The 18,374-nt window shown below is 65.0% G+C and carries 16 protein-coding genes; 6 read left to right on the top strand and 10 right to left on the bottom strand.

Annotated elements, in window-relative coordinates:
- Positions 1-15: 15 nt before the first annotated feature.
- On the top strand, positions 16-219 hold the full coding sequence (locus OKW30_RS09505) for an NAD(P)-binding protein (RefSeq protein ID WP_409340078.1): 204 nt from the start codon (positions 16-18) through the stop codon (positions 217-219).
- 48 nt (positions 220-267) lie between these two features.
- Here the strand turns inward: OKW30_RS09505 and OKW30_RS09510 are convergent, their stop codons facing one another.
- On the bottom strand, positions 268-570 hold the full coding sequence (locus tag OKW30_RS09510; RefSeq protein ID WP_409340079.1) for a response regulator transcription factor: 303 nt from the start codon (positions 568-570) through the stop codon (positions 268-270).
- 377 nt (positions 571-947) lie between these two features.
- Here OKW30_RS09510 and OKW30_RS09515 point away from each other — a divergent pair, with 377 nt between their 5' ends.
- Positions 948-1,658, top strand: a complete 711-nt coding sequence (locus OKW30_RS09515; RefSeq protein WP_260336696.1) for a hypothetical protein — start codon at positions 948-950, stop codon at positions 1,656-1,658.
- 124 nt (positions 1,659-1,782) lie between these two features.
- On the opposite strand, the gene OKW30_RS09520 is transcribed toward OKW30_RS09515, so the two are convergent.
- On the bottom strand, positions 1,783-2,190 hold the full coding sequence (locus OKW30_RS09520) for a hypothetical protein (RefSeq protein WP_429346572.1): 408 nt from the start codon (positions 2,188-2,190) through the stop codon (positions 1,783-1,785).
- A 296-nt stretch (positions 2,191-2,486) separates the two neighbouring features.
- Between OKW30_RS09520 and OKW30_RS09525 the strand changes: the two genes are divergently transcribed.
- Positions 2,487-3,839, top strand: coding sequence for an MFS transporter (locus OKW30_RS09525; protein ID WP_184074042.1), 1,353 nt, complete (start codon positions 2,487-2,489; stop codon positions 3,837-3,839).
- 54 nt (positions 3,840-3,893) lie between these two features.
- On the opposite strand, the gene OKW30_RS09530 is transcribed toward OKW30_RS09525, so the two are convergent.
- Positions 3,894-6,422, bottom strand: a complete 2,529-nt coding sequence (locus OKW30_RS09530; protein WP_429346573.1) for a penicillin-binding protein 1A — start codon at positions 6,420-6,422, stop codon at positions 3,894-3,896.
- Positions 6,423-6,556: 134 nt separating this feature from the next.
- Between OKW30_RS09530 and fabV the strand changes: the two genes are divergently transcribed.
- Positions 6,557-7,753: an enoyl-ACP reductase FabV gene (gene fabV / locus OKW30_RS09535; RefSeq protein WP_429346574.1), complete on the top strand. Its 1,197-nt coding sequence runs from the start codon at positions 6,557-6,559 to the stop codon at positions 7,751-7,753.
- A 91-nt stretch (positions 7,754-7,844) separates the two neighbouring features.
- Here fabV and OKW30_RS09540 read toward each other — a convergent pair whose 3' ends face one another.
- The 3 genes from OKW30_RS09540 to OKW30_RS09550 form a co-directional block, all read right to left on the bottom strand.
- Positions 7,845-8,189, bottom strand: coding sequence for a hypothetical protein (locus OKW30_RS09540; RefSeq protein WP_429346575.1), 345 nt, complete (start codon positions 8,187-8,189; stop codon positions 7,845-7,847).
- 156 nt (positions 8,190-8,345) lie between these two features.
- Positions 8,346-8,969 (bottom strand): glutathione S-transferase family protein, encoded by a 624-nt coding sequence (locus OKW30_RS09545; protein ID WP_429346576.1) that lies wholly within the window; start codon positions 8,967-8,969, stop codon positions 8,346-8,348.
- A gap of 84 nt (positions 8,970-9,053) precedes the next feature.
- Positions 9,054-9,953, bottom strand: coding sequence for a LysR family transcriptional regulator (locus OKW30_RS09550; protein ID WP_184074046.1), 900 nt, complete (start codon positions 9,951-9,953; stop codon positions 9,054-9,056).
- Between the two features lie 94 nt (positions 9,954-10,047).
- Between OKW30_RS09550 and tam the strand changes: the two genes are divergently transcribed.
- Positions 10,048-10,845 (top strand): trans-aconitate 2-methyltransferase, encoded by a 798-nt coding sequence (tam, locus tag OKW30_RS09555; protein WP_429346577.1) that lies wholly within the window; start codon positions 10,048-10,050, stop codon positions 10,843-10,845.
- Positions 10,846-11,106: 261 nt separating this feature from the next.
- Positions 11,107-11,472: a hypothetical protein gene (locus OKW30_RS09560; protein WP_429346578.1), complete on the top strand. Its 366-nt coding sequence runs from the start codon at positions 11,107-11,109 to the stop codon at positions 11,470-11,472.
- Positions 11,473-11,674: 202 nt separating this feature from the next.
- On the opposite strand, the gene OKW30_RS09565 is transcribed toward OKW30_RS09560, so the two are convergent.
- The 4 genes from OKW30_RS09565 to OKW30_RS09580 all read right to left on the bottom strand — a co-directional run bounded on the left by OKW30_RS09565 (position 11,675) and on the right by OKW30_RS09580 (position 18,329).
- The gene (locus tag OKW30_RS09565; RefSeq protein ID WP_429346579.1) at positions 11,675-12,040 is read right to left on the bottom strand and encodes an ArsR/SmtB family transcription factor; all 366 of its coding nucleotides are present in this window, start codon (positions 12,038-12,040) and stop codon (positions 11,675-11,677) included.
- Positions 12,024-12,485, bottom strand: coding sequence for an SRPBCC family protein (locus OKW30_RS09570; protein ID WP_184074052.1), 462 nt, complete (start codon positions 12,483-12,485; stop codon positions 12,024-12,026). The genes OKW30_RS09565 and OKW30_RS09570 overlap by 17 nt, the downstream gene beginning before the upstream one ends.
- A gap of 118 nt (positions 12,486-12,603) precedes the next feature.
- Positions 12,604-13,971, bottom strand: coding sequence for an MFS transporter (locus OKW30_RS09575; protein WP_184074054.1), 1,368 nt, complete (start codon positions 13,969-13,971; stop codon positions 12,604-12,606).
- Between the two features lie 173 nt (positions 13,972-14,144).
- Complete coding sequence (locus OKW30_RS09580) at positions 14,145-18,329, bottom strand: molybdopterin-dependent oxidoreductase (RefSeq protein WP_429346580.1); 4,185 nt, start codon at positions 18,327-18,329, stop codon at positions 14,145-14,147.
- Positions 18,330-18,374: the final 45 nt, after the last annotated feature.

The raw sequence follows: 18,374 nt of genomic DNA on the forward strand, positions 1-18,374 counted from the left end.
GGCGTTGCTGGCAATATGAAAATTGCAATCGCAGGTGGTTCAATCGCAGGGCTCGCATGCGCTTTGACGCTGACATGCACGGGGCACGACGTGCATGTCTATGAGCGCTCCGCAGGCGTCATCGTCAACGATGCACACGAAACTCATAGCTGCCATCACTCCAATGCGCCGGCGACTTTACGGGGGTCAGATATCCGGCGCGATATTCACCGCGTCTGAAGCCTCATCGCGCCCGGCGAATCAACTCCCACATCTTCGCCAGTTCGATCAGCGTCTTGGCCTGCATCTTGTCCGGCACGCACCGCTTATGGACTTCACTGTTACCTCCTGCGCGCCCAATTCATGGGCGATCTGCTCTATCATCTTGCCTTGCACGGCATGCTCAAAGACGTCCATTTCACGCGGCGTAAGCAAGGCGGCGCGCCGCACCACTCCCGCATTGAATGCGTGTTCGGCGAGGTTGGATTCATCCTGTGCGAGCGCGCGCCTGACGGCCTCAAGCAGTGGTTCATCGTCAATCGGCTTGGCGAGGAGTTCATGCGCGCCAGCTTTGATCGCACGCACCGACATCGGAATGGAGCCATGACCGGTGAGAAAGATGATGGGCACCCGCGGAAGAAATTAATGTCGTCAACTCGGAACCCGCGTGGCGTATCGGTTTCATCATCGGAATTGACAACATTACTCACACTCTGAACGAAATAAAGGCGTCCTCAGATCAGCAATAGATTGTCGTTAGCGAACAGCTGCGAGGCAGTATCGCAAACTCACAAAAAAGATCTACGAAACCGACACAGAACCATTGAGATGCATTTTCAGTGGGAACGAATATTTTGACATGAGTTTGCGCGTACTTGGGTCCACGGCAATGTGATACGAAAGCTTCTTGAAATATCTCGCGATCTTTTAATTTTCAACAACTTAACTGAGAATCCGCCGGCAGGAGTTTGCGCGGAATCACTGACAGGCAGCGTCAGGACGCCGTCGACAAAGCCGAACAGGCGGCCAACGATGTCGCGACCCTGCGCGCGCGGATTGCCGGACTCGACGCGCGCATCGTCGAGCTGCAGACGGCCAACGACATGCTGACGGCGCAACTGGCGACATCGAAGGAAGAAATCGCGGCAGGAGCCGCCGCGCTCGCCGATGCCCGCCGCGATTTCGCCGACGAACTCGCGAAGCTGCGCCGCTCGCACGAGCAGAACGAGCAGCGGCTCGCCGCGGCGGAAAAGCGCGCCTTGCTCGAAATCGACGGTGAACGAGCGGCGGCGCAACGTCTGCGCAAGGAGCTCCAGGCGAGTCACGAGCGGGCGGCGACGCTCGAAGCCGAATCGCGGGCCGAGCGCGACGCGATTCGGGACGAGTTGGCCGCATCAAAGGCAGAACTGGCTGCCTCCGCTGCGCGGCATGCCGCGACCCGCGGGCAGCTCGCGGAAAAGGATGCGTTGCTGGCTGAACGGGTGGCGGCGACCGACCTGTTGCGCGAGCGTATCGACACGCTCTCGCGGCAGATCGAGACGGCGCGAACAGAAAAAACGGCCGCGCGCCCTGCCCGCCGCGCCCGCGAAACATCACCCGTGCAGGGCCGCGCGATGGTGGGCTTCTCGGGCGCACCGTTCGTCAAACGTTCGACCAACGCCAAACCACGCGAAGACTGAGGACTGCCGGCGTCCCGGCGGCATGTCACCACGCGAGTCGCGATAAGTGGTTACACCTGGTGAGGTTCGATAAAAAGTGATCGTCATGGGGCGGCGGCACCCGCCGCCCGCGCGCAACGCTGCGTCAGAACCGCGAATGACACTCGAAACTGACCGACGACCCGTGCTCGGTCATCGCGCTGACGCCGCTGACCGTCTCCGTATTCACGCTGCTTTGCATACCGCGACGATCGCAGTAGTCGCGCGCCTCGTTCATCGCGAGTTCGTGCGCGCGCGCCCAGGCCATGCGTCCTCCGGTCGCGCTGGCGGCGACCGTGTAGCTGCCGGGCTTGCCGCTCGCGACCACGTCCGTGCTCGATGCGCACCCGACGAGACTCGCGCACGCGAGCGCCACCGCCGCCACCCCGCGCATGCGCGTGGGCAGCGGCGCCCTCTTCCTTTCCGTGCTTTCCGCTCGCGCGACAAACGCGACTTCGCGTACCCGCACCGTTTTGCGCGCCTCAGCGAGCATGTCCGAACCCTGATTCGACATCGTGGATCACCTGCATTTTTAACTGATTAGTCAGGCAGCAATTATCCGGAATCGTTCGACCAAGATCAGCCGATACAACCGAAAACACTGTTGCGCGAGTCCTAACAATGGACGCGAGCGCCACGCCGCGACGGCCTCGGCAATGAGCGGACCACATGGTTCACAAAAGACCTTCCGGAATCCCTTTTGAGCGTCTAGTCTGTAACGATGCCTGTTCGACGGACCGGCATTTCGAACCGCAGACGGACCCCACCACATAGCGGCATACACCGGTCGCCGAACCGGAGGAGACATATATGGATCTCGAGGCACGTACCCTTCATCGCGTCACGGTTCGGCTCGTGCCGTTCCTGATACTGTGCTATTTCATCGCCTATCTCGATCGCGTCAACGTCGGCTTCGCGGCCTTGCAGATGAACAAGGCGCTCGATCTGTCCGCGAGCGCGTTCGGCTTCGGCGCGGGCGTGTTCTTTATCGCGTACTTCTTTTTCGAAGTGCCGTCGAACCTGCTGCTCGAACGATTCGGCGCGCGCCGCTGGATCGCGCGGATCATGTTTACGTGGGGTATTCTCGCGGGCGCGATGGCGTTTATCCCGGACATCGCGCGCTTCACCGGGCTCTCGCCCGCGCACGTGTTTTTCGGCCTGCGCATTCTGCTTGGCGTCGCCGAGGCCGGCTTTTTCCCGGGCATCATCTTTCTGCTGACCTTGTGGTTTCCGGCCGCGTATCGCGGGCGCGTGGTCGGCTATTTCATGGCGGCGATTCCGCTGTCGACGGTGATCGGCGGCCCGATCTCCGGCGCGCTGCTGTCGCTCGACGGCCGCGGCGGACTCGGCGGCTGGCAGTGGCTGTATCTGATCGAGGCGGTGCCGGCGGTATTGCTGTCGGTCGCGGTGCTGTTGTATCTGACCGACAAGCCCGCCGACGCCACCTGGCTCAGCACCGAGGAGCGCGACTGGCTGATCGCGCGGCAGAAGCAGGAGCGCGAGCATCGCGAGGCGGTGCGCCACTTCAGCGTGAAGGAGGCGCTGATCAATCCGCGCGTGCTCGCCATCGCGCTGATCTATTTCGGGGCGAACGCGACCAACTACGGCCTGAGCTTCTTCCTGCCGCAGATCGTGAAGTCGTTCGGCCTCACTAATCTGCAGACGGGTTTCGTGACGTCGCTGCCGTACGTGGTCGGCCTCGTCAGCATGATTTTGTGGGGACGGCATTCGGATCGCCACCTCGAACGCCGCTGGCACGTCGCGATTGCGCTGTTCGTCGCGGCGGCCGGCATCGCGGCCGCGGCCGGCCTCGACAATCCGGTGCAGAAGATGATCGCGTTATCGATTGCCGGCTTCGGCATCTTCGGTTGCCTGCCGGTCATCTGGACCTTGCCGGCCGCGTTCCTGTCGGGCGCGGCGGCCGCGGGCGGCATCGCCGCGATCAATTCGCTCGGCAATCTGGCGGGCTTCTTCGGCCCGTTCGCGATGGGCTGGATCAAGGACAGCACCGGCGGCTTCGGTGCCGGGCTGCTATGCCTGTCGGGCGCGGGACTCATCGGCATGGCGGCGGTGTTGCTGCTGCATCACGACACGTCGCTCGAGACGACGCATGGCAATCCGCATGCGCGACCGCCGGGTGAAGCGGGGGTCGCGGGGTCTTAGCGCTAGTCCCACGCGCCGTTCAATACGCACCCGGGCAGCCTGCCCGGGTCGCCTTCAATTCGCCCCGCTGCCGTTATTCGACCCTTCTGTGCCCTGACCGCCCGCATCGGGCGGCACGATGTCGTCCGGCGTCGGGGTTGGCGCGAGCGCTGCGGCACCGCCGCCGTGCGCTTCACCGTCGACGGTATTACCCGGCGCCGGCGCGGGAGCCGACCCCGACCCCGGCGCCGGCAGCAACGGCGGCAACGCGCGCGCTTCGCCCTGCACCGGGGACGCGCCCGCTGCCTCTGACGCCGCCGCCGGTGCCGCCACGGCAGACGTCGGCGGCTGCACCGACGCCACCGGCGCGCGCCGCGCCGGAGCACGCGCCACGACCTGCTTGTCCGGCTGCGCCGGCGTGCGCGTGAACAGGTGCCCGATCCAGTCGCGCAGGCGTTCGGCGCGCTCGGCGAACCAGCCCGGCTGCTGCGCGGTATCGAACTTCATGTGGCTGTCGACGAGCCGCGAGCGCTGCGCGCGCTGGAAGAAATCGCCGACGATCGGCAGCGCGCTATGCGCACCCTGCCCCCAGTAATCGCTGCGCAGCGTCACGCGGCTGTCGTTGAAGCCGACCCATGCCCCCGCCACCAGTTGCGGCTGCATCAGGATGAACCAGCCATCCGCGTTGCCCTGGGTCGTGCCGGTCTTGCCCGCGACATCGCCGCGCACGCCGAAGCGCGTGCGGATGCTCGCGCCGGTGCCGCGGCTGACCACGTCGCGCATCACGTCGACGAGCGTGCGCGCCGTGTCGGCGGGCAGCTCGCGACTCGGCGTGGCCGGCTTGAACTCGGCGAGCAGGTTGCCGTTGCGGTCCTCGATGCGCGTGACCATCAGCGGCTCGACGTAGCCGCCGAGGTTCGCGATCGTGCCGTACGCCGACACCATTTCCTTAAGCGTGACCGGGCTCGTGCCGAGCGCGAGCGACGGCACCGGGTCGAGCTGGCTGTCGCGCACACCCATCGCGCGCGCGAGCTTGGCGACCCTGTTCGGACCCACCGACTCCATCACCTGCGCGGTGATGCGGTTGCGCGAATAGGCGAGCGCGTCGCGCAGGCTGATCATGCGGCCGCTCGGCTCGTCCTCGTCGTTCGGCTTCCAGATTTCGCCGCCGGCGAGTTCGATCTGAACCGGATTGTCCGGCAGTTTGTCGTCCGGCTTCGCGCCGGCCTCGAAGGCCGCCGCGTAGACGAACGGCTTGAAGGTCGAGCCCGGCTGACGGCGCGCCTGCTGCACGTGATCGAACGGATCAACGCCAAAGTCGCGGCTGCCGACCCACGCCTTGATCTCGCCGGTACGTGGGTCCATTGCGAGGAAGTCGGCCTGCACGCGCGTCTTCGTGTCGCACACACTCTGCACGAGCTTGCGATCGGCGAGCAGGCGTTTCAGCGCGTCGTCGTCGGCGAGGCCCGTGTCTCTGGCCGCGCGGAAGTCAGGCGTTTCGCGCAGGAACGTGCGCAGCAGGTCCTTGTCCGCCGAGCAGCCCGCGCGCGTGCCCCACGCGGAGTTCGCGATGTTCTGCAACTGGTTGCCCTGCAGCGTGACCGCCTGGGTCGCCATCGTCTGCAGACGCGAGTCGATCGTCGTGCGCACGACGAGTCCATCGGAATAGATGTTGTAGTCGTTGCGATCGGCCCACGCGACGAGCCATTTGCGCAGTTGCTGCGTGAAGTGCGGCGCGGGTCCGGGCGGCTCGATCTGGCGCTCGAAGTCGAGACGCAGCGGCTTGCGGGCGAGCGTGTCGTACTGGGCGGGTGTCAGCTTGCCGTACCTGACCAGCTGCGCGAGCACCGTATTGCGCCGCTGCAAGGCGCGCTCGGGGTTCAGCACCGGGTTGTAGTACGCGTTGCCCTTCAGCATGCCGGTCAGCGTTGCCGCTTCGAGCACGTTCAGGTCGGATGCGGACTTGTCGAAATAGGTGCGCGCAGCCATCTCGATGCCGTACGCGTTGTACAGGAACGGGACCGTATTCAGGTAGGTTTCGAGGATCTCGTCCTTCGTGTAGAACGCCTCGATCTTCAGTGCGGTGATCGCTTCCTTCAGCTTGCGCGTCAACGTCGGCGCGCGGCCGATTTCGTCGGGATACAGATTGCGCGCGAGCTGCTGCGTGATCGTCGAGCCGCCCTGGCGCTCACCGGAGAACGTGTGCAGCGCGGCCGAAGCGGTGCGCCGCCAGTCGAGCCCGAAATGCTGATAGAAGCGGTGATCCTCGGTGGCGATCAGCGCGTTCACGACGTTCGGCGAGATGTCCTTCAGCTTGACCCACTCGCGGTTCGACGGCTTGAACTCGGCGAGCAGCTTGCCGTCCGCCGACAGGATCTGCGCGGGCTGCTCGATCTTGGCCTTGCGGATGTCGCCGATGCTCGGCGTGAACGGAATCAGCAGCAGCACGTACAGTACGAATAGCACCGGCAGCGCGGCGAGCCCCCACGCGAACGTGCGGCGGGTCGGATGGCGCAGATGCCACGCGGCCTTCGCGAACAGCGGGTTCGCGAGCGTCAGCCCTTTGTCGAGGGCCGCCAGAAAGGAGGAAAAGAGGCGCTTCACTTGCTGTCGTCGGCTGGGAAAGGCGCAATCGTACCAAGATGTGGGGGGTGCGCCGGTTTTTGCTTCGTTCCCGGCATGGAGTGCGGCTCCGGCGGGGCCACTATAATGTCGCCAATTCCGACAAGAGGTGCTTCATGATCATCAAACCGCGTGTGCGTGGCTTCATCTGTGTATCGACCCATCCGACCGGCTGCGAAGCCAACGTCAAGGAACAGATCGAGTATGTGAAGGCACGCGGCCCCATCGCCAACGGCCCGAAGAAGGTGCTCGTGATCGGCGCGTCGACCGGCTATGGCCTCGCCGCCCGCATTAGCGCAGCGTTCGGCTCGGGCGCGTCGACCCTCGGCGTGTTCTTCGAGCGCGCCGGCAGCGAAACCAAGGCTGGCACGGCCGGCTGGTACAACACCGCGGCGTTCGAGAAGTTCGCCACCGCCGAAGGCCTGTACGCGACCAGCATCAACGGCGACGCGTTCTCCGACGAAGTGAAGGCGCGCACGATCGAAGTGATCAAGCGCGATCTCGGCCAGGTCGATCTGGTCGTCTACAGCCTCGCGGCGCCGAAGCGCCAGCACCCGAAGACCGGTGAAGTGTTCAGCTCGGTGCTCAAGCCGATCGGCAAGGCTGTCAATCTGCGCGGCATCGACACCGACAAGGAAGTGATCAAGGAAACCGTGCTCGAACCGGCGACGCCGGAAGAAATCGCGCACACGGTCGCGGTGATGGGCGGCGAGGACTGGCAGATGTGGATGGACGCGTTGGGCGAAGCCGGCGTGCTCGCCGACGGCGCCAGGACCACCGCGTTCACCTACCTCGGCGAGAAGATCACCCACGACATCTACTGGAACGGCTCGATCGGCGCGGCCAAGAAAGATCTCGACCAGAAAGTGCTCGGCATCCGCTCAACGCTCGCGGCCAAGGGCGGCGATGCGCGCGTCGCGGTGCTGAAGGCAGTCGTCACGCAGGCAAGCTCGGCGATTCCGATGATGCCGCTCTATCTGTCGCTGCTCTTCAAGGTGATGAAGGAAAAAGGCACGCACGAAGGCTGTATCGAGCAGGTCTACGGCCTGTACAAGGACAGCCTCTATGGCAGCCAGCCGCATCTGGACGACGAAGGCCGTCTGCGCGCCGACTACAAGGAACTTGATCCGCAGGTGCAAGGCCGCGTGCAGGAGCTGTGGAACCAGGTGAGCAACGACAACATCTACGAACTCACCGATTTCGCGGGCTACAAGACCGATTTCCTGCGCCTGTTCGGCTTTGAAATGAAGGGCGTCGATTACGACGCGGACGTCAATCCGGACGTGCAGATTGCGAATCTCGTGCAGGTTTGATCCACCGGGGGGCGGGCCCGCTTCGCGAGTTCGCCCCTGAGGTTGCCCCTCCTCGCCTCCCTCCCCTCACTCCCCTCACTCCTTCAACACGTCAGCACGGATACGCGCCCTGCAACGCGCGCAGAATCGCGAGCCCGATTGGAAAATCCTCGGAAATGCCCGGATGGTTCGCGAAGAACGCATCGAGCAACGGATAGACCGTCTGGTTGCCGATCGCGAGCGTTGGTGGCGGACAGAACAACTGCGGCTGTTTCCTCGCGACCAGATCGCCGTTCGCCCAACCGAACGCGTTGATCGTGCCGGTGATGTACGCCGCATAGATCGAGTTGTTGTCGGCGTGTGCCCAGCGCTTGTATTGCGCGGCCGTCATTTCGGCGCTCGCGTTCAGAGTGAAGCACGCCGCCAGCAAAGCCAGCACGAATTTCGTTAACCGCATCGTTGAACCTTCAATGTCGCTAGATGGCCGCCATTGTAGGCGACGCGGGGTGCACCGCGCAGAAGCCGTCGAGCGCGGGAATCCGCAAGCAGAGCGTAAGCATTGAAGGCGGATTCTGTAAGCATCGACAGATTGCAGAAGCGCGCGAATCAACGATTACGGCGTGCCGTTTCGGCAATGCTTGCGATACCCGTCGCGCCCGGCCAGGCGCGCCATATAAGCGGCCAGCGCCGGCAAATCGTCGTGCTGCTGCGGCGTTTCGAGCCAGCGGTGCGCGGACAGCGCGATCGGAATATCGGCGAGCGAAAACGCGTCGCCCGCGATATACGCACCGGTGCGCGCAAGTTGCTGCTCGACGATCGCCATATGCTTCGACCAGTTCGCGCACGACGCGGCGATCTGGCGCGGGTCCAGATGCTCGGGCGAGTGCCGCACGAGCGCGAGAAACGCGTAGCTCCACGAGCGGTTCAATTCGCTCGCCTGCCAGTCGATCCATTGATCACAGCGCGCGCGCTCGACCGGATCGGCCGGATACAGCCCGTCACCGCGATAACGGTTCGCGAGGTAACGGATGATCGAGTTCGATTCCCACAACACGAAGTCGCCGTCGCGGATCACGGGGACCATCGCGTTCGGGTTCAGCGCGCGGAATTCGGCGACCTCGGTCGAGCGAAAGCCCGAGCCCCAGTCTTCCTGTTCGAACGCAAGCCCAAGTTCCGCGCAGGTCCACAACACCTTGCGCACATTGATCGAGGTAGTCTTGCCGAGTATCTGCAGCATGAGTCGTTGGGTGTCGCGTGGATTGAACGGGTTGAAGGAATGAAACTCGGAAGCCAGCCAGTTTGCCTTGCGCGCGGCGCGCCGTCATCCGGTTTTCAGCGTCGCCTGTTCGCGGATCATGTCGTACAGCGCCTGCGCGGCCGGTGACAACTGCGCGGTCTTGCGCGCGACGAGCACCAGCGTGCGCGACACGGTGGGCTGCGTGAGCTCGACGGTGCGCACGCTCGGATACGCGCCGCTCTGCAGCGCGAGCGCGGGCACCACGGCCGCGCCGACGCGTTGCGCGACGAGTCCGACGGCGGTCGAACTGCGCTGCACCTCGTAGAACGAACGCAGCGCGAGCTCGCTCGATTCCAGCGCGACGTCGAGCAGCGCGCGATTGCCGCTGACCTCGCCGGCGAAAATCAGCGGGAACGGCTGCAACTGCCGCCATGCGATGCGCCGCCGCTTCGCGAGCGGATGGTCCTCGTGGCAGATCAGCACGTAGCGGTCTTCGGTGAGCGCCACGGTGGCGAGATCGGGATGATGCTCGCGCGCGATATTGATGCCGAACTCGACCTCTCTGCGCAACACGGCCTCCTCCACCGCCGACGACGCGTGGTCGAGAATCTTGATGCGATTGTGCGGATAGCGTGCCGAATACGCCTGCAGGATGCGCGGCAGATACTGCACGCCGACGGTCGGCACGCACGCGATCGACACGTCGCCGCGTCGCGCGATGCCCGTTTCGCGGATCTCGACGAGCGCGTCCGCCAGCTCGCCGAGCAGCCGACGCGCCTGCGGCAGAAAATTGCGACCGATTTCGGTGAGCGCCATCGAACGCGTGGTGCGCTCGATCAGTGTGACGCCGAGATAGCTTTCGAGCTTGCGCAGCCGCTGCGTGATCGCGGTTTGCGTGACGTGCAGCGAATCCGCCGCGCTCTGGAAGCTGCCGCGATCGGCAATCGCGACGAAAGCCTGCACGCCGAGCGTGTCGATTTTCATTAGAAAAATGAAGTAATCCGGATCATAAATTCATTTTACTCCGGGCTGTCAGCGGCCGAGAATGGCCGCAACGAACCCCGCGAAGGAGCAAAAGATGACCGACAAAACCACGAACGAGCATAGCGATTGGCACGCGAAGCAGTACATGCTGTTCGAGAACGAGCGCACGCGGCCGGTCCGCGATCTGCTCGCGGCGGTGCCCTTGAACGGCGCGCGGCTCGCGGTCGACATCGGCTGCGGCCCGGGCAACTCGACCGAGGTGCTGGCCGAGCGGGTGCCGGGCGCGTCGGTCAGCGGCATCGACAGCTCCGCCGAGATGATCGCGGCGGCCCGTCGGCGGCTGCCGCGATTCCGTTTCGACATCAGCGACGTTTCGACGTGGGACGCGCACGGCCCCTACGACGTGATCCTCGCGAACGCGGTGCTGCAATGGGTGCCGGACCACGAGCGGCTGTTCCCCGCGCTGGTGGCAAAACTTGCCAGGGGCGGCAGCCTCGCCGTGCAGATGCCCGACAATCTCGACGAACCGGCGCACCGGCTGCTGCGCGAAATCGCCATCGACGGGCCTTGGGCGACGAAGCTGAAGGGTGTCGAGCGCACCATGCGCTACGACGCAAACTGGTACTACGCGCTGCTCAAGCCGCTGTGCGCGCGCGTCGACGTGTGGCGCACGATCTATCACCACCCGCTCGCGGGCGCCGACGCGGTGGTCGAATGGTTCAAGGGCAGCGCGCTGCGGCCGTTTCTCGCCGCGCTCGACGACGCCGAACGCGGCGCGTTTGTGCAACGCTATCGCGACGAAATCGTCAGAGCCTACCCGGCGCTCGCCGATGGCACGGTGCTGCTGCCGTTTCCGCGGCTTTTCATCGTCGCGACGCGCGGCGAACGTTGAAGCCGCGCCGGGAACCGCTGCGAGCCGGTAAATGCCGGCGCTTCGGCTGCGGCGGGTCGTCCCGGGGCGATCAGATCACCGGCGCACCGCGCTGACGCACCGCCCGAAAACGCCACCTGTGGCGGCGCCGCACGCTAAGGGTGGTCAGGAATTGCCGCCCGGGAATTCCGCATGCTAATGTTTGTAAAAAGCGTGTGCAAAAAGCGGAGGACGGCGCCCGCCGGCCTCACCGGGAAGCCATTTACTGCAGCGAGCGTCGCCATGAGTGATGTACGCCAACATCTGAGTCCCCGTGACCGCGTGGAGCTGTTGTGCTGGCTCACATGCGGAAGCCTCGGCGCTTATTATCTGAACGAAGACTGGCCCGACGCGGCGTTTCACGTGCAGTCCGCGCACAAGTGGCTCGACCGCCGCGCGCGCGAAGCCGACTGGCTGTGCGTCGCGAAGCTGTCGGCCACCGCGGTCGAAATCGCGCGGCGCCACGCGCGCTTCGTCGATGCCGACTGGGCGCGCGACGCGGTTGAAGAAATTCTCGATACCGACGAACTCGACCCGCAAGCCCGGCTCGTCCGGCAGGTTCTGGCCGACTGCCAGAACGCGCTGGCCGACAAGCGGATCGCCGATTAGTCGCGGGCTCGTTTTTCTTCCTTTTTTGCAGCGGATTGGGGGCCAATTTTTTGGCCCCTTTTGCGTTGTTCCGCGCTTCCGTGCACGATGTGCCGCTCGCAGTCGGTAAAAAATGCGGCACCCGCCGTCGCGTACAGCCTACCGGCAGGCGGCCAATCCGCGTGCCGGCTCGATTCGTGCAATCACTACGGACGCCCGCCCTTCATTCTTCGACCATCGTCTTCAGCTTCAGCAGCGCCCGATCCCACTGCCGCGAAATCGCGTCGAGCGCGTGGCGTGCCGCGTCGAGATGCGCGGGCTCGAACGCCCACAGGCGCTCGCGTCCGACCTTCACGTCGTGCACGAGGCCCGCGTCGGCCAGCACCTGCAGATGCTGCGTGACCGACTGCCGCGTGATGTCGGTGCCGGCCGTCAGCTGCGCGATCGACATCGCACTGCCCGCGCATAACGCCGCGACAAGCCGCAGACGCGTCTCGTCACCGAGCGCCGCGAACACCGCCGCCGAACTGCGCAGTGTCGCCGCCTTGAGGGCCGCCCTCGCGGGGGCCGCCCTAGCTCGCGCCGACATATCTCTCGACGTTGACCATCTGCTGCTCCCAGCCGCCGTCGTTCAGCCGGAACGCTTGCGCGCGGCGCCCGATCGGCAACTGGTCGAAGCCCGATTCGACGACGCGCAGCAGCGTGCCCGACTCGACGTCGCTCAGATCGAATTCCACGAGCGTGGTCGGCTCAGGCGTGTAGTCGATCGTGATGTCGATCGCGGCCGGATGCCAGCGCCACGACAGATGATGCTCGGGCTCGACACGCTCGACCAGCACGTTCATCAGCAGATGCTCATAGCCTGGATAGGTGATGTGCCCCTGCGTGGATTGCCCCGCGACGAACTGCTTGCCGGTGAGATTCACGCCGAACCATTTGCCGAATTCCTCGGCGTTGGACAGCGCACGCCAGACGCGCGAGCGCGGCGCCTTCAACAGAACCTGCTTTTCGATGCGATCGGTCGATGAGTTCATATGCAGCCTCCTGACTGCATATTAGAAGCACCGCCTCCGATATGCAAGCATTCGACTGCGCTTTGTTCAGAGCATGATGCGTGCGGCGCCGGCACGACCGGACGCCGCGCGCCGCGCCTTACTCCGTCGCATGCGCGTGCATGACGCCGGTTTGCATCGACCACGCCATCCACGGCCGGCGCAGCGCGACGATCGCAAGGAACGCGCAGGCCGACAGCGTGCCGAACGTCGCGAAGCCCATTTGATAGCTGCCGGTGCTTTCCTTCGCGATGCCCATCACGACCGGCAGATAGAAGCCGCCGATGCCGCCCGCCGCCCCGACGATGCCGGACATCAGCCCGGTACGGCCGGCCCAGCGATGCGGCACGAGCTGGAACGTCGCGCCATTGCCGAGCCCGAACGCGACATAGAGGCACAGCAGCAACGCAATGCCGCCCGCAAGCGACGGCATCGCCGCCGCGAACAGGAAATCGCAAACCGCGATGATCGCGAGCAGCACGGTCAGCGCGCGCACGCCCGACACGCGGTCGGCAATCAGGCCGCCGAGCGGGCGCACCATCGCGCCGGTCGCGGCGAGCAGCGCCATGAACAGGCCCGCGTCGATTTTCGACAGTTGATACAGGTTGGTCAGCAGCAGCGACACATACGAGGACATGCCGACGAAACCGCCGAACGTGATGCTATAGACGAACATGATGACCCACGTATCGCGCTCGGCGAGCACCGAGCGGTAGCGTTGCGGCAGCACCGCGATCGCCAGCAGCGCACCGATCACCGGCAGCAGCAGCACGCCGGCCTTGCCCGCGCCGAATAGCCCTGCTTCGACGAGCAGCACGAGCGCGATCAGGCCGACCAGCGTCGTCGCGAAACTGCCGAAGGCGCGCAGCACGCTGCCGGTTTTGACACCCGCGTCGTTGGCCCAGAAGTACAGCGTAATCGCGGCGATCGCGAGCAGCGGCAAGGCGCCGCCCGCGGCGAGCTGCCAACCGTAGCGCGTCGCCAGTTGCGGGAACAGGAAGCCGTCGAGCACCGCGCCGATGTTGCCGGCCGCGGCCAGCCCCAAGACGAGGCCCTGCACTTTCGGCGGATAGTTGCTGCCGGCCATCGGCAGCGCGACCGCGAAGCTGGCGCCGCCGACGCCAAGGAACACGCCGAGCACCAGCAGCATTTCGTACGACGGCACCGATTGCAGCAACGGCAGCACGATCGTCGGCACCGCCGACAGCAGCACGCCCATCAACGCAATGCGTTTGCCGTGCGCGGACTGATACAGATTGCCGAGCGTCACGCGCAGAATCGCCGCGGACAACACCGGCACCGCGACGAGTAGACCCTGCTGCGCGGGTGTCATCGCGATGCTCTTGCTGATGAACGGCGCGAGCGGCCCATACAGCACCCAGACGGTGAAGCCCGTGTCGAAATACAGAAAGCAGGCGACAAGTGCGCGCCAATCACCGCTTCGCAGGGAGTGCATCACGTTTTTCATCAGAGATCCTCGGTAAATAAAATTCCGGGTAGTAGTCCAGTTGCTGCGTTACTTCTGTTTTGCGCCGGCATATCGCCCAGAGTTTTCACTCGGACTCGACATGCGAGCGTCATACCATCGTGCTGTCTGTTGCGAGGCCTTTTTAAAGGCATCTTCTGAAACGCATCGGCGGCTCAATACACGTCGCGTGCATAACGCTTTTCGCGCGTTAGACGGCTCACGTATTCGAGTGCTTTCTCTTCGCTCATGCCACCGTGAGTCGTGATGACGTCCTTCAGCGCCGCATCGACATCGCGCGCCATCCGGTTCGCGTCGCCGCATACATAGAAATGCGCACCGTCTTCGAGCCATGCCCACAGTTGCGCACCGTGTTCGCGCATGCGGTCCTGCACATAGATCTTGTCGGCCTGGTCACGCGAGAACGCGACGTCGAGCCGGGTCAGCAGACCGCTCGCGCGCATCGCTTCGAGTTCGTCGCGATAGTAGAAGTCGGTCGCGGCATGCTGTTCGCCGAAGAACAGCCAGTTGCGTCCACGCTCGCCGCGTGCCTGCCGTTCGTGCAGAAAGCCGCGAAACGGTGCGATGCCGGTGCCCGGCCCGACCATGATCATCGGCGTGTCCGATTGATGAGGAGGACGAAAATGCGCGGACTTCTGCACGAACACGGGCACATCGGTGTCGCTTGCGCGATCCGCGAGAAACGTCGACGACACGCCCTTGCGGTGCCGCCGCCCATTCGTATACCGCACCGCCGATACCGTCAGATGCACTTCGCCCGGATGCGCCTTCGGGCTCGATGCGATCGAATACAGACGCGGCTGCAGGCGTTTCAGCATGCCGGTCAGCTCAGCGGCCGAGAGGCTCACCGGAAACTCGTGCAATACGTCGGCGAGCTGCTGTCCCCATAGCCATTGCTTCAGATCCGCCTTGCGTTCGGGCGCGAGCAGATCGCCCAGCGCGCCGTTGCCGCTGCGCGCCGCGACGAACGCCAGCGCTTCGGCGCTCGGCCGCGCGATCTCGTAGTGCTTGCCGAGCGCATCGGCGAGCCGCATGTCGCCGATACCCGCGACGTGCACCGATGCCTCCGCGTGCAAACCGCTCAGCGTGATCAGTTCGTCGACGAGTTCGGGGCAGTTGCTCGGCCACACGCCGAGCGCATCGCCCGCTTCGTATTCGAGGTTCGTCTCGCCCGTTTGCAGCGACACGTAGCGCGTATCCTTCGCGGCGCCCTGCCGGTTCAGGCGCAGATTGCCGACGACGCGCGACGCGGCCGGCCGCGCCTTGGTCGGCACCGCGCCCACCACCGCGTTGATCATGCCGCCCGGCGGCACCGCGTACAGCGCGGCATCCGCCTGCTTGATGCAGACGATCACGCGTTCGAGCCATGCATCGGCGCTTTGCGGATATTCAATATCGCAATCGACGCGCTCGGTCAGACGCAGCGCACCCTGCGCGGCGAGCCGCTCGTCCAGACGGCGGCCGTGACCGCAAAACTGATCGTAGTTGCGATCGCCGAGCGCGAGCACCGCGAAACGCACGCCGTCGAGGCGCGGCGCCGTGGCGGCGTTCAGTTGCGTCCAGAAGTCCTGCGCATTGTCGGGCGCATCGCCGTCGCCGAACGTGCTCGTCATCAGCAGCACGTATTGCGCCTTCGCGAGCGTCGCGAACGAATAGTCGGCCATGCACGCGGTGCGGATTTCGAAGCCCGATTCCATCAGACGCGTCGCGTAACGCTCGGTCAGCGATTCGGTGTTGCCGGTTTGCGAGGCCCACAACAGCGTGACCTTCGGCCGCACGCGCACGATGCGCACGCCCGATTCGCGTGGCTCTTCCTGTGCGAGATTCAGCCGCAAGGCAGCGGTCGACGTCTGGGCTGTCGTCGCGCTGCGGCTATACAGTCCCGCAAGCAGACCATCGACATAGAGCCGCTTCACCGCATCGAACGGTGCGCTGTGCGGCAGCACCGGCACGTTGGCGAGACCTTGCGCTTCGGCCGAACGCAGGCCACTGACGAAACCCGCCAGATACGCGCGCTCCGCATCGCTGAGCGACGGCATGGGCGCGGGCTCGGGCGGCAATTGCAGCAAAGTCGTGAGGACTTCGATACGAGGCATGGGTTGATCCTTGGCGCTGGGCGCTAAAACCGCTGCGTCGGCGGGCGTAGAGAGCGCATCCTCGTCATTGCGAGTGCTCGCGTCGCGATCCGCCGTCACCGGACTCAGCGCGACCGCGCAGACTTTCAGTTCGGGTTGCAGAGAAACCGGATCGACCGCGTCGTTGGTCACCGCATTGATGCACAGTTCGTCGCCGAACACGTCGTTCCAGTGCATCGGCGCGAAGCACTGACCCGCGCTCACACGATCGGTGACGACGGCGGGCAGGACCGCGCGGCCGCGCCGCGAACGGATCTCGACCGCGTCCTTCGCGCGAATCCCGAGTTCGGCCGCGTCGTCCGGATGAATTTCGACGAAGGGTCCCGGGTTCAGCTTGTTCAGCATCGCGACCTTGCGGGTCTTGGTCATCGTGTGCCACTGATGCTGCAGACGGCCCGTGTTCAACACGATCGGAAACTCGCGATCGGGCAACTCGGCCGCGGGCTGATACGCACGCGCGAAAAACTTCGCCCTGCCGCTCGCGGTCGGAAAAGCAATGCGCGGGTGGCCGCCATCTTCCGACTCTCTGAGCGTCTGGCTCACGCCGTCATTCAGATAGCGAAGCGGATTGCGCTCGGACGAATCGGCCGACGCGATCGGCCACTGCAGTGGCGAGTCCTTCAAGCGGCGATGGCTCGCGCCGCGCAGGTCGTAGCCGGTCGCCGGATTCGCCGCGCGCGTGAGTTCGGCGAACACTTGGTCGGCGCTCGCATAGCTGAACGCATCGGCAAAGCCCATTTCACACGCGATGCGCGCGATGATCTGCCAGTCGGGCAGCGCCGCGCCGGGCGGTTCGATGGCTTGCTGCATCAGCGTCAGATTGCGCTCCGAGTTGACCATCACGCCTTCGGCTTCGGCCCACAACGCGCCGGGCAGCAGCACGTCGGCGTAGCGGTTCGTTTCGGTATCGAGGAACGCGTCCTGCGCGATCACGAGTTCGGCCGCGCGCAAACCGGCGATCGCGGTCTGCCGGTTCGCGACGGTCGCGACCGGATTCGTGCAGATGATCCAGCACGCCTTGATGTCGCCCGCGGCCATGCGCGCGAACATGTCGATCGTGCCGTGGCCCGCGTCCGCTTTGAGCGTGCCCGGTGCGATGCCCCACAGTGCTTCGACGAACGCGCGATCTGCGGCGACCAGCGCCGAACGCTGCCCCGGCAGAGCAGGGCCCATATAGCCCATTTCGCGGCCGCCCATCGCGTTCGGTTGGCCCGTCAGCGAGAACGGTCCACTGCCGCGCCGGCAGATGCGGCCCGTCGCCAGATGCAGATTGCACAGCGCGTTGGTGTGCCACGTGCCGTGCGTGCTCTGGTTCAGGCCCATCGTCCAGCAACTCATCCAGTCTTTGGCCGACGCGATCATCTGCGCGGCGCGACGGATGTCGTCGGCGGCGAGGCCCGTGATGCGGGCGACGTTCTCCGGCGTGTACCCCGCCAGAAACGCGGGCATCGCGTCCCAGCCTTCGGTGTGTTCGGCGATAAAAGCCGCGTCCGTTGCGCCGTTTTCGTGCAGCAGATGCAGCAGACCGTTCAGCAGCGCGAGGTCGGTGCCGGGTTTGATCTGCAGGAACAGATCGGCTTTCACGGCGGTCGTGTTGCGGCGCGGATCGACGACGATCAGCTTCGCGCCAGCCTTCACGCGATCCATCATGCGCAGGAACAGGATCGGGTGGCAGTCGGCCATATTCGCGCCGCTGACGAAAAACAGATCCGCGTGATCGAAGTCTTCGTACGAGCCGGGCGGGCCGTCCGCACCGAGCGACAGCTTGTAGCCGCTCGCCGCGCTCGCCATGCACAGGCGCGAATTCGCTTCGATATTGTTCGTGCCGATAAAGCCCTTCGCGAGCTTGTTGACCAGATACTGCGCTTCGAGCGACATCTGCCCCGACACGTAAAACGACAGCGCATCGGGGCCATGCTCGTCGAGCACGCGCCGCAGACGCGCGGCGGTATCGCTCAACGCCTGCGCCATCGGCAGCGGCACCGGGTCTTCGTCGCGCGCACGACGCACGAACGCGCCTTCGAGACGACCCGACTTGCGCAGCGCGACGTGGGCCGACTGCCCTTTGGTGCAGAGCCGGCCCAGGTTGGCCGGATGCTCCTTGTCGCCAGCGATCTTCACGACCTGGCCGTCCTCGACGTGCAGCACCATGCCGCAGCCGACGCCGCAATACGGACACACGCTCTTTACGCTGGTAGCAGACATGCGCGAATGATCGGGTTGAAACATCAGAACGATGGACAAAGGCCG

The sequence above is a fragment of the Paraburkholderia sp. Clong3 genome (assembly GCF_050436485.1).
Lineage (GTDB): Bacteria > Pseudomonadota > Gammaproteobacteria > Burkholderiales > Burkholderiaceae > Paraburkholderia > Paraburkholderia tuberum.

Excerpts from the sequence above, each read along its gene's own strand:
- OKW30_RS09560 (WP_429346578.1), top strand. The coding sequence starts at position 11,107 with ATGAGTGATGTACGCCAACATCTGAGTCCCCGTGACCGCGTGGAGCTG.
- OKW30_RS09575 (WP_184074054.1), bottom strand. The coding sequence starts at position 13,971 with ATGAAAAACGTGATGCACTCCCTGCGAAGCGGTGATTGGCGCGCACTT.
- fabV (WP_429346574.1), top strand. The coding sequence starts at position 6,557 with ATGATCATCAAACCGCGTGTGCGTGGCTTCATCTGTGTATCGACCCAT.
- OKW30_RS09570 (WP_184074052.1), bottom strand. The coding sequence starts at position 12,485 with ATGAACTCATCGACCGATCGCATCGAAAAGCAGGTTCTGTTGAAGGCG.
- OKW30_RS09565 (WP_429346579.1), bottom strand. The coding sequence starts at position 12,040 with ATGTCGGCGCGAGCTAGGGCGGCCCCCGCGAGGGCGGCCCTCAAGGCG.
- OKW30_RS09550 (WP_184074046.1), bottom strand. The coding sequence starts at position 9,953 with ATGAAAATCGACACGCTCGGCGTGCAGGCTTTCGTCGCGATTGCCGAT.
- OKW30_RS09525 (WP_184074042.1), top strand. The coding sequence starts at position 2,487 with ATGGATCTCGAGGCACGTACCCTTCATCGCGTCACGGTTCGGCTCGTG.
- tam (WP_429346577.1), top strand. The coding sequence starts at position 10,048 with ATGACCGACAAAACCACGAACGAGCATAGCGATTGGCACGCGAAGCAG.
- OKW30_RS09510 (WP_409340079.1), bottom strand. The coding sequence starts at position 570 with ATGTCGGTGCGTGCGATCAAAGCTGGCGCGCATGAACTCCTCGCCAAG.
- OKW30_RS09505 (WP_409340078.1), top strand. The coding sequence starts at position 16 with ATGAAAATTGCAATCGCAGGTGGTTCAATCGCAGGGCTCGCATGCGCT.
- OKW30_RS09540 (WP_429346575.1), bottom strand. The coding sequence starts at position 8,189 with ATGCGGTTAACGAAATTCGTGCTGGCTTTGCTGGCGGCGTGCTTCACT.
- OKW30_RS09545 (WP_429346576.1), bottom strand. The coding sequence starts at position 8,969 with ATGCTGCAGATACTCGGCAAGACTACCTCGATCAATGTGCGCAAGGTG.
- OKW30_RS09580 (WP_429346580.1), bottom strand. The coding sequence starts at position 18,329 with ATGTCTGCTACCAGCGTAAAGAGCGTGTGTCCGTATTGCGGCGTCGGC.
- OKW30_RS09520 (WP_429346572.1), bottom strand. The coding sequence starts at position 2,190 with ATGTCGAATCAGGGTTCGGACATGCTCGCTGAGGCGCGCAAAACGGTG.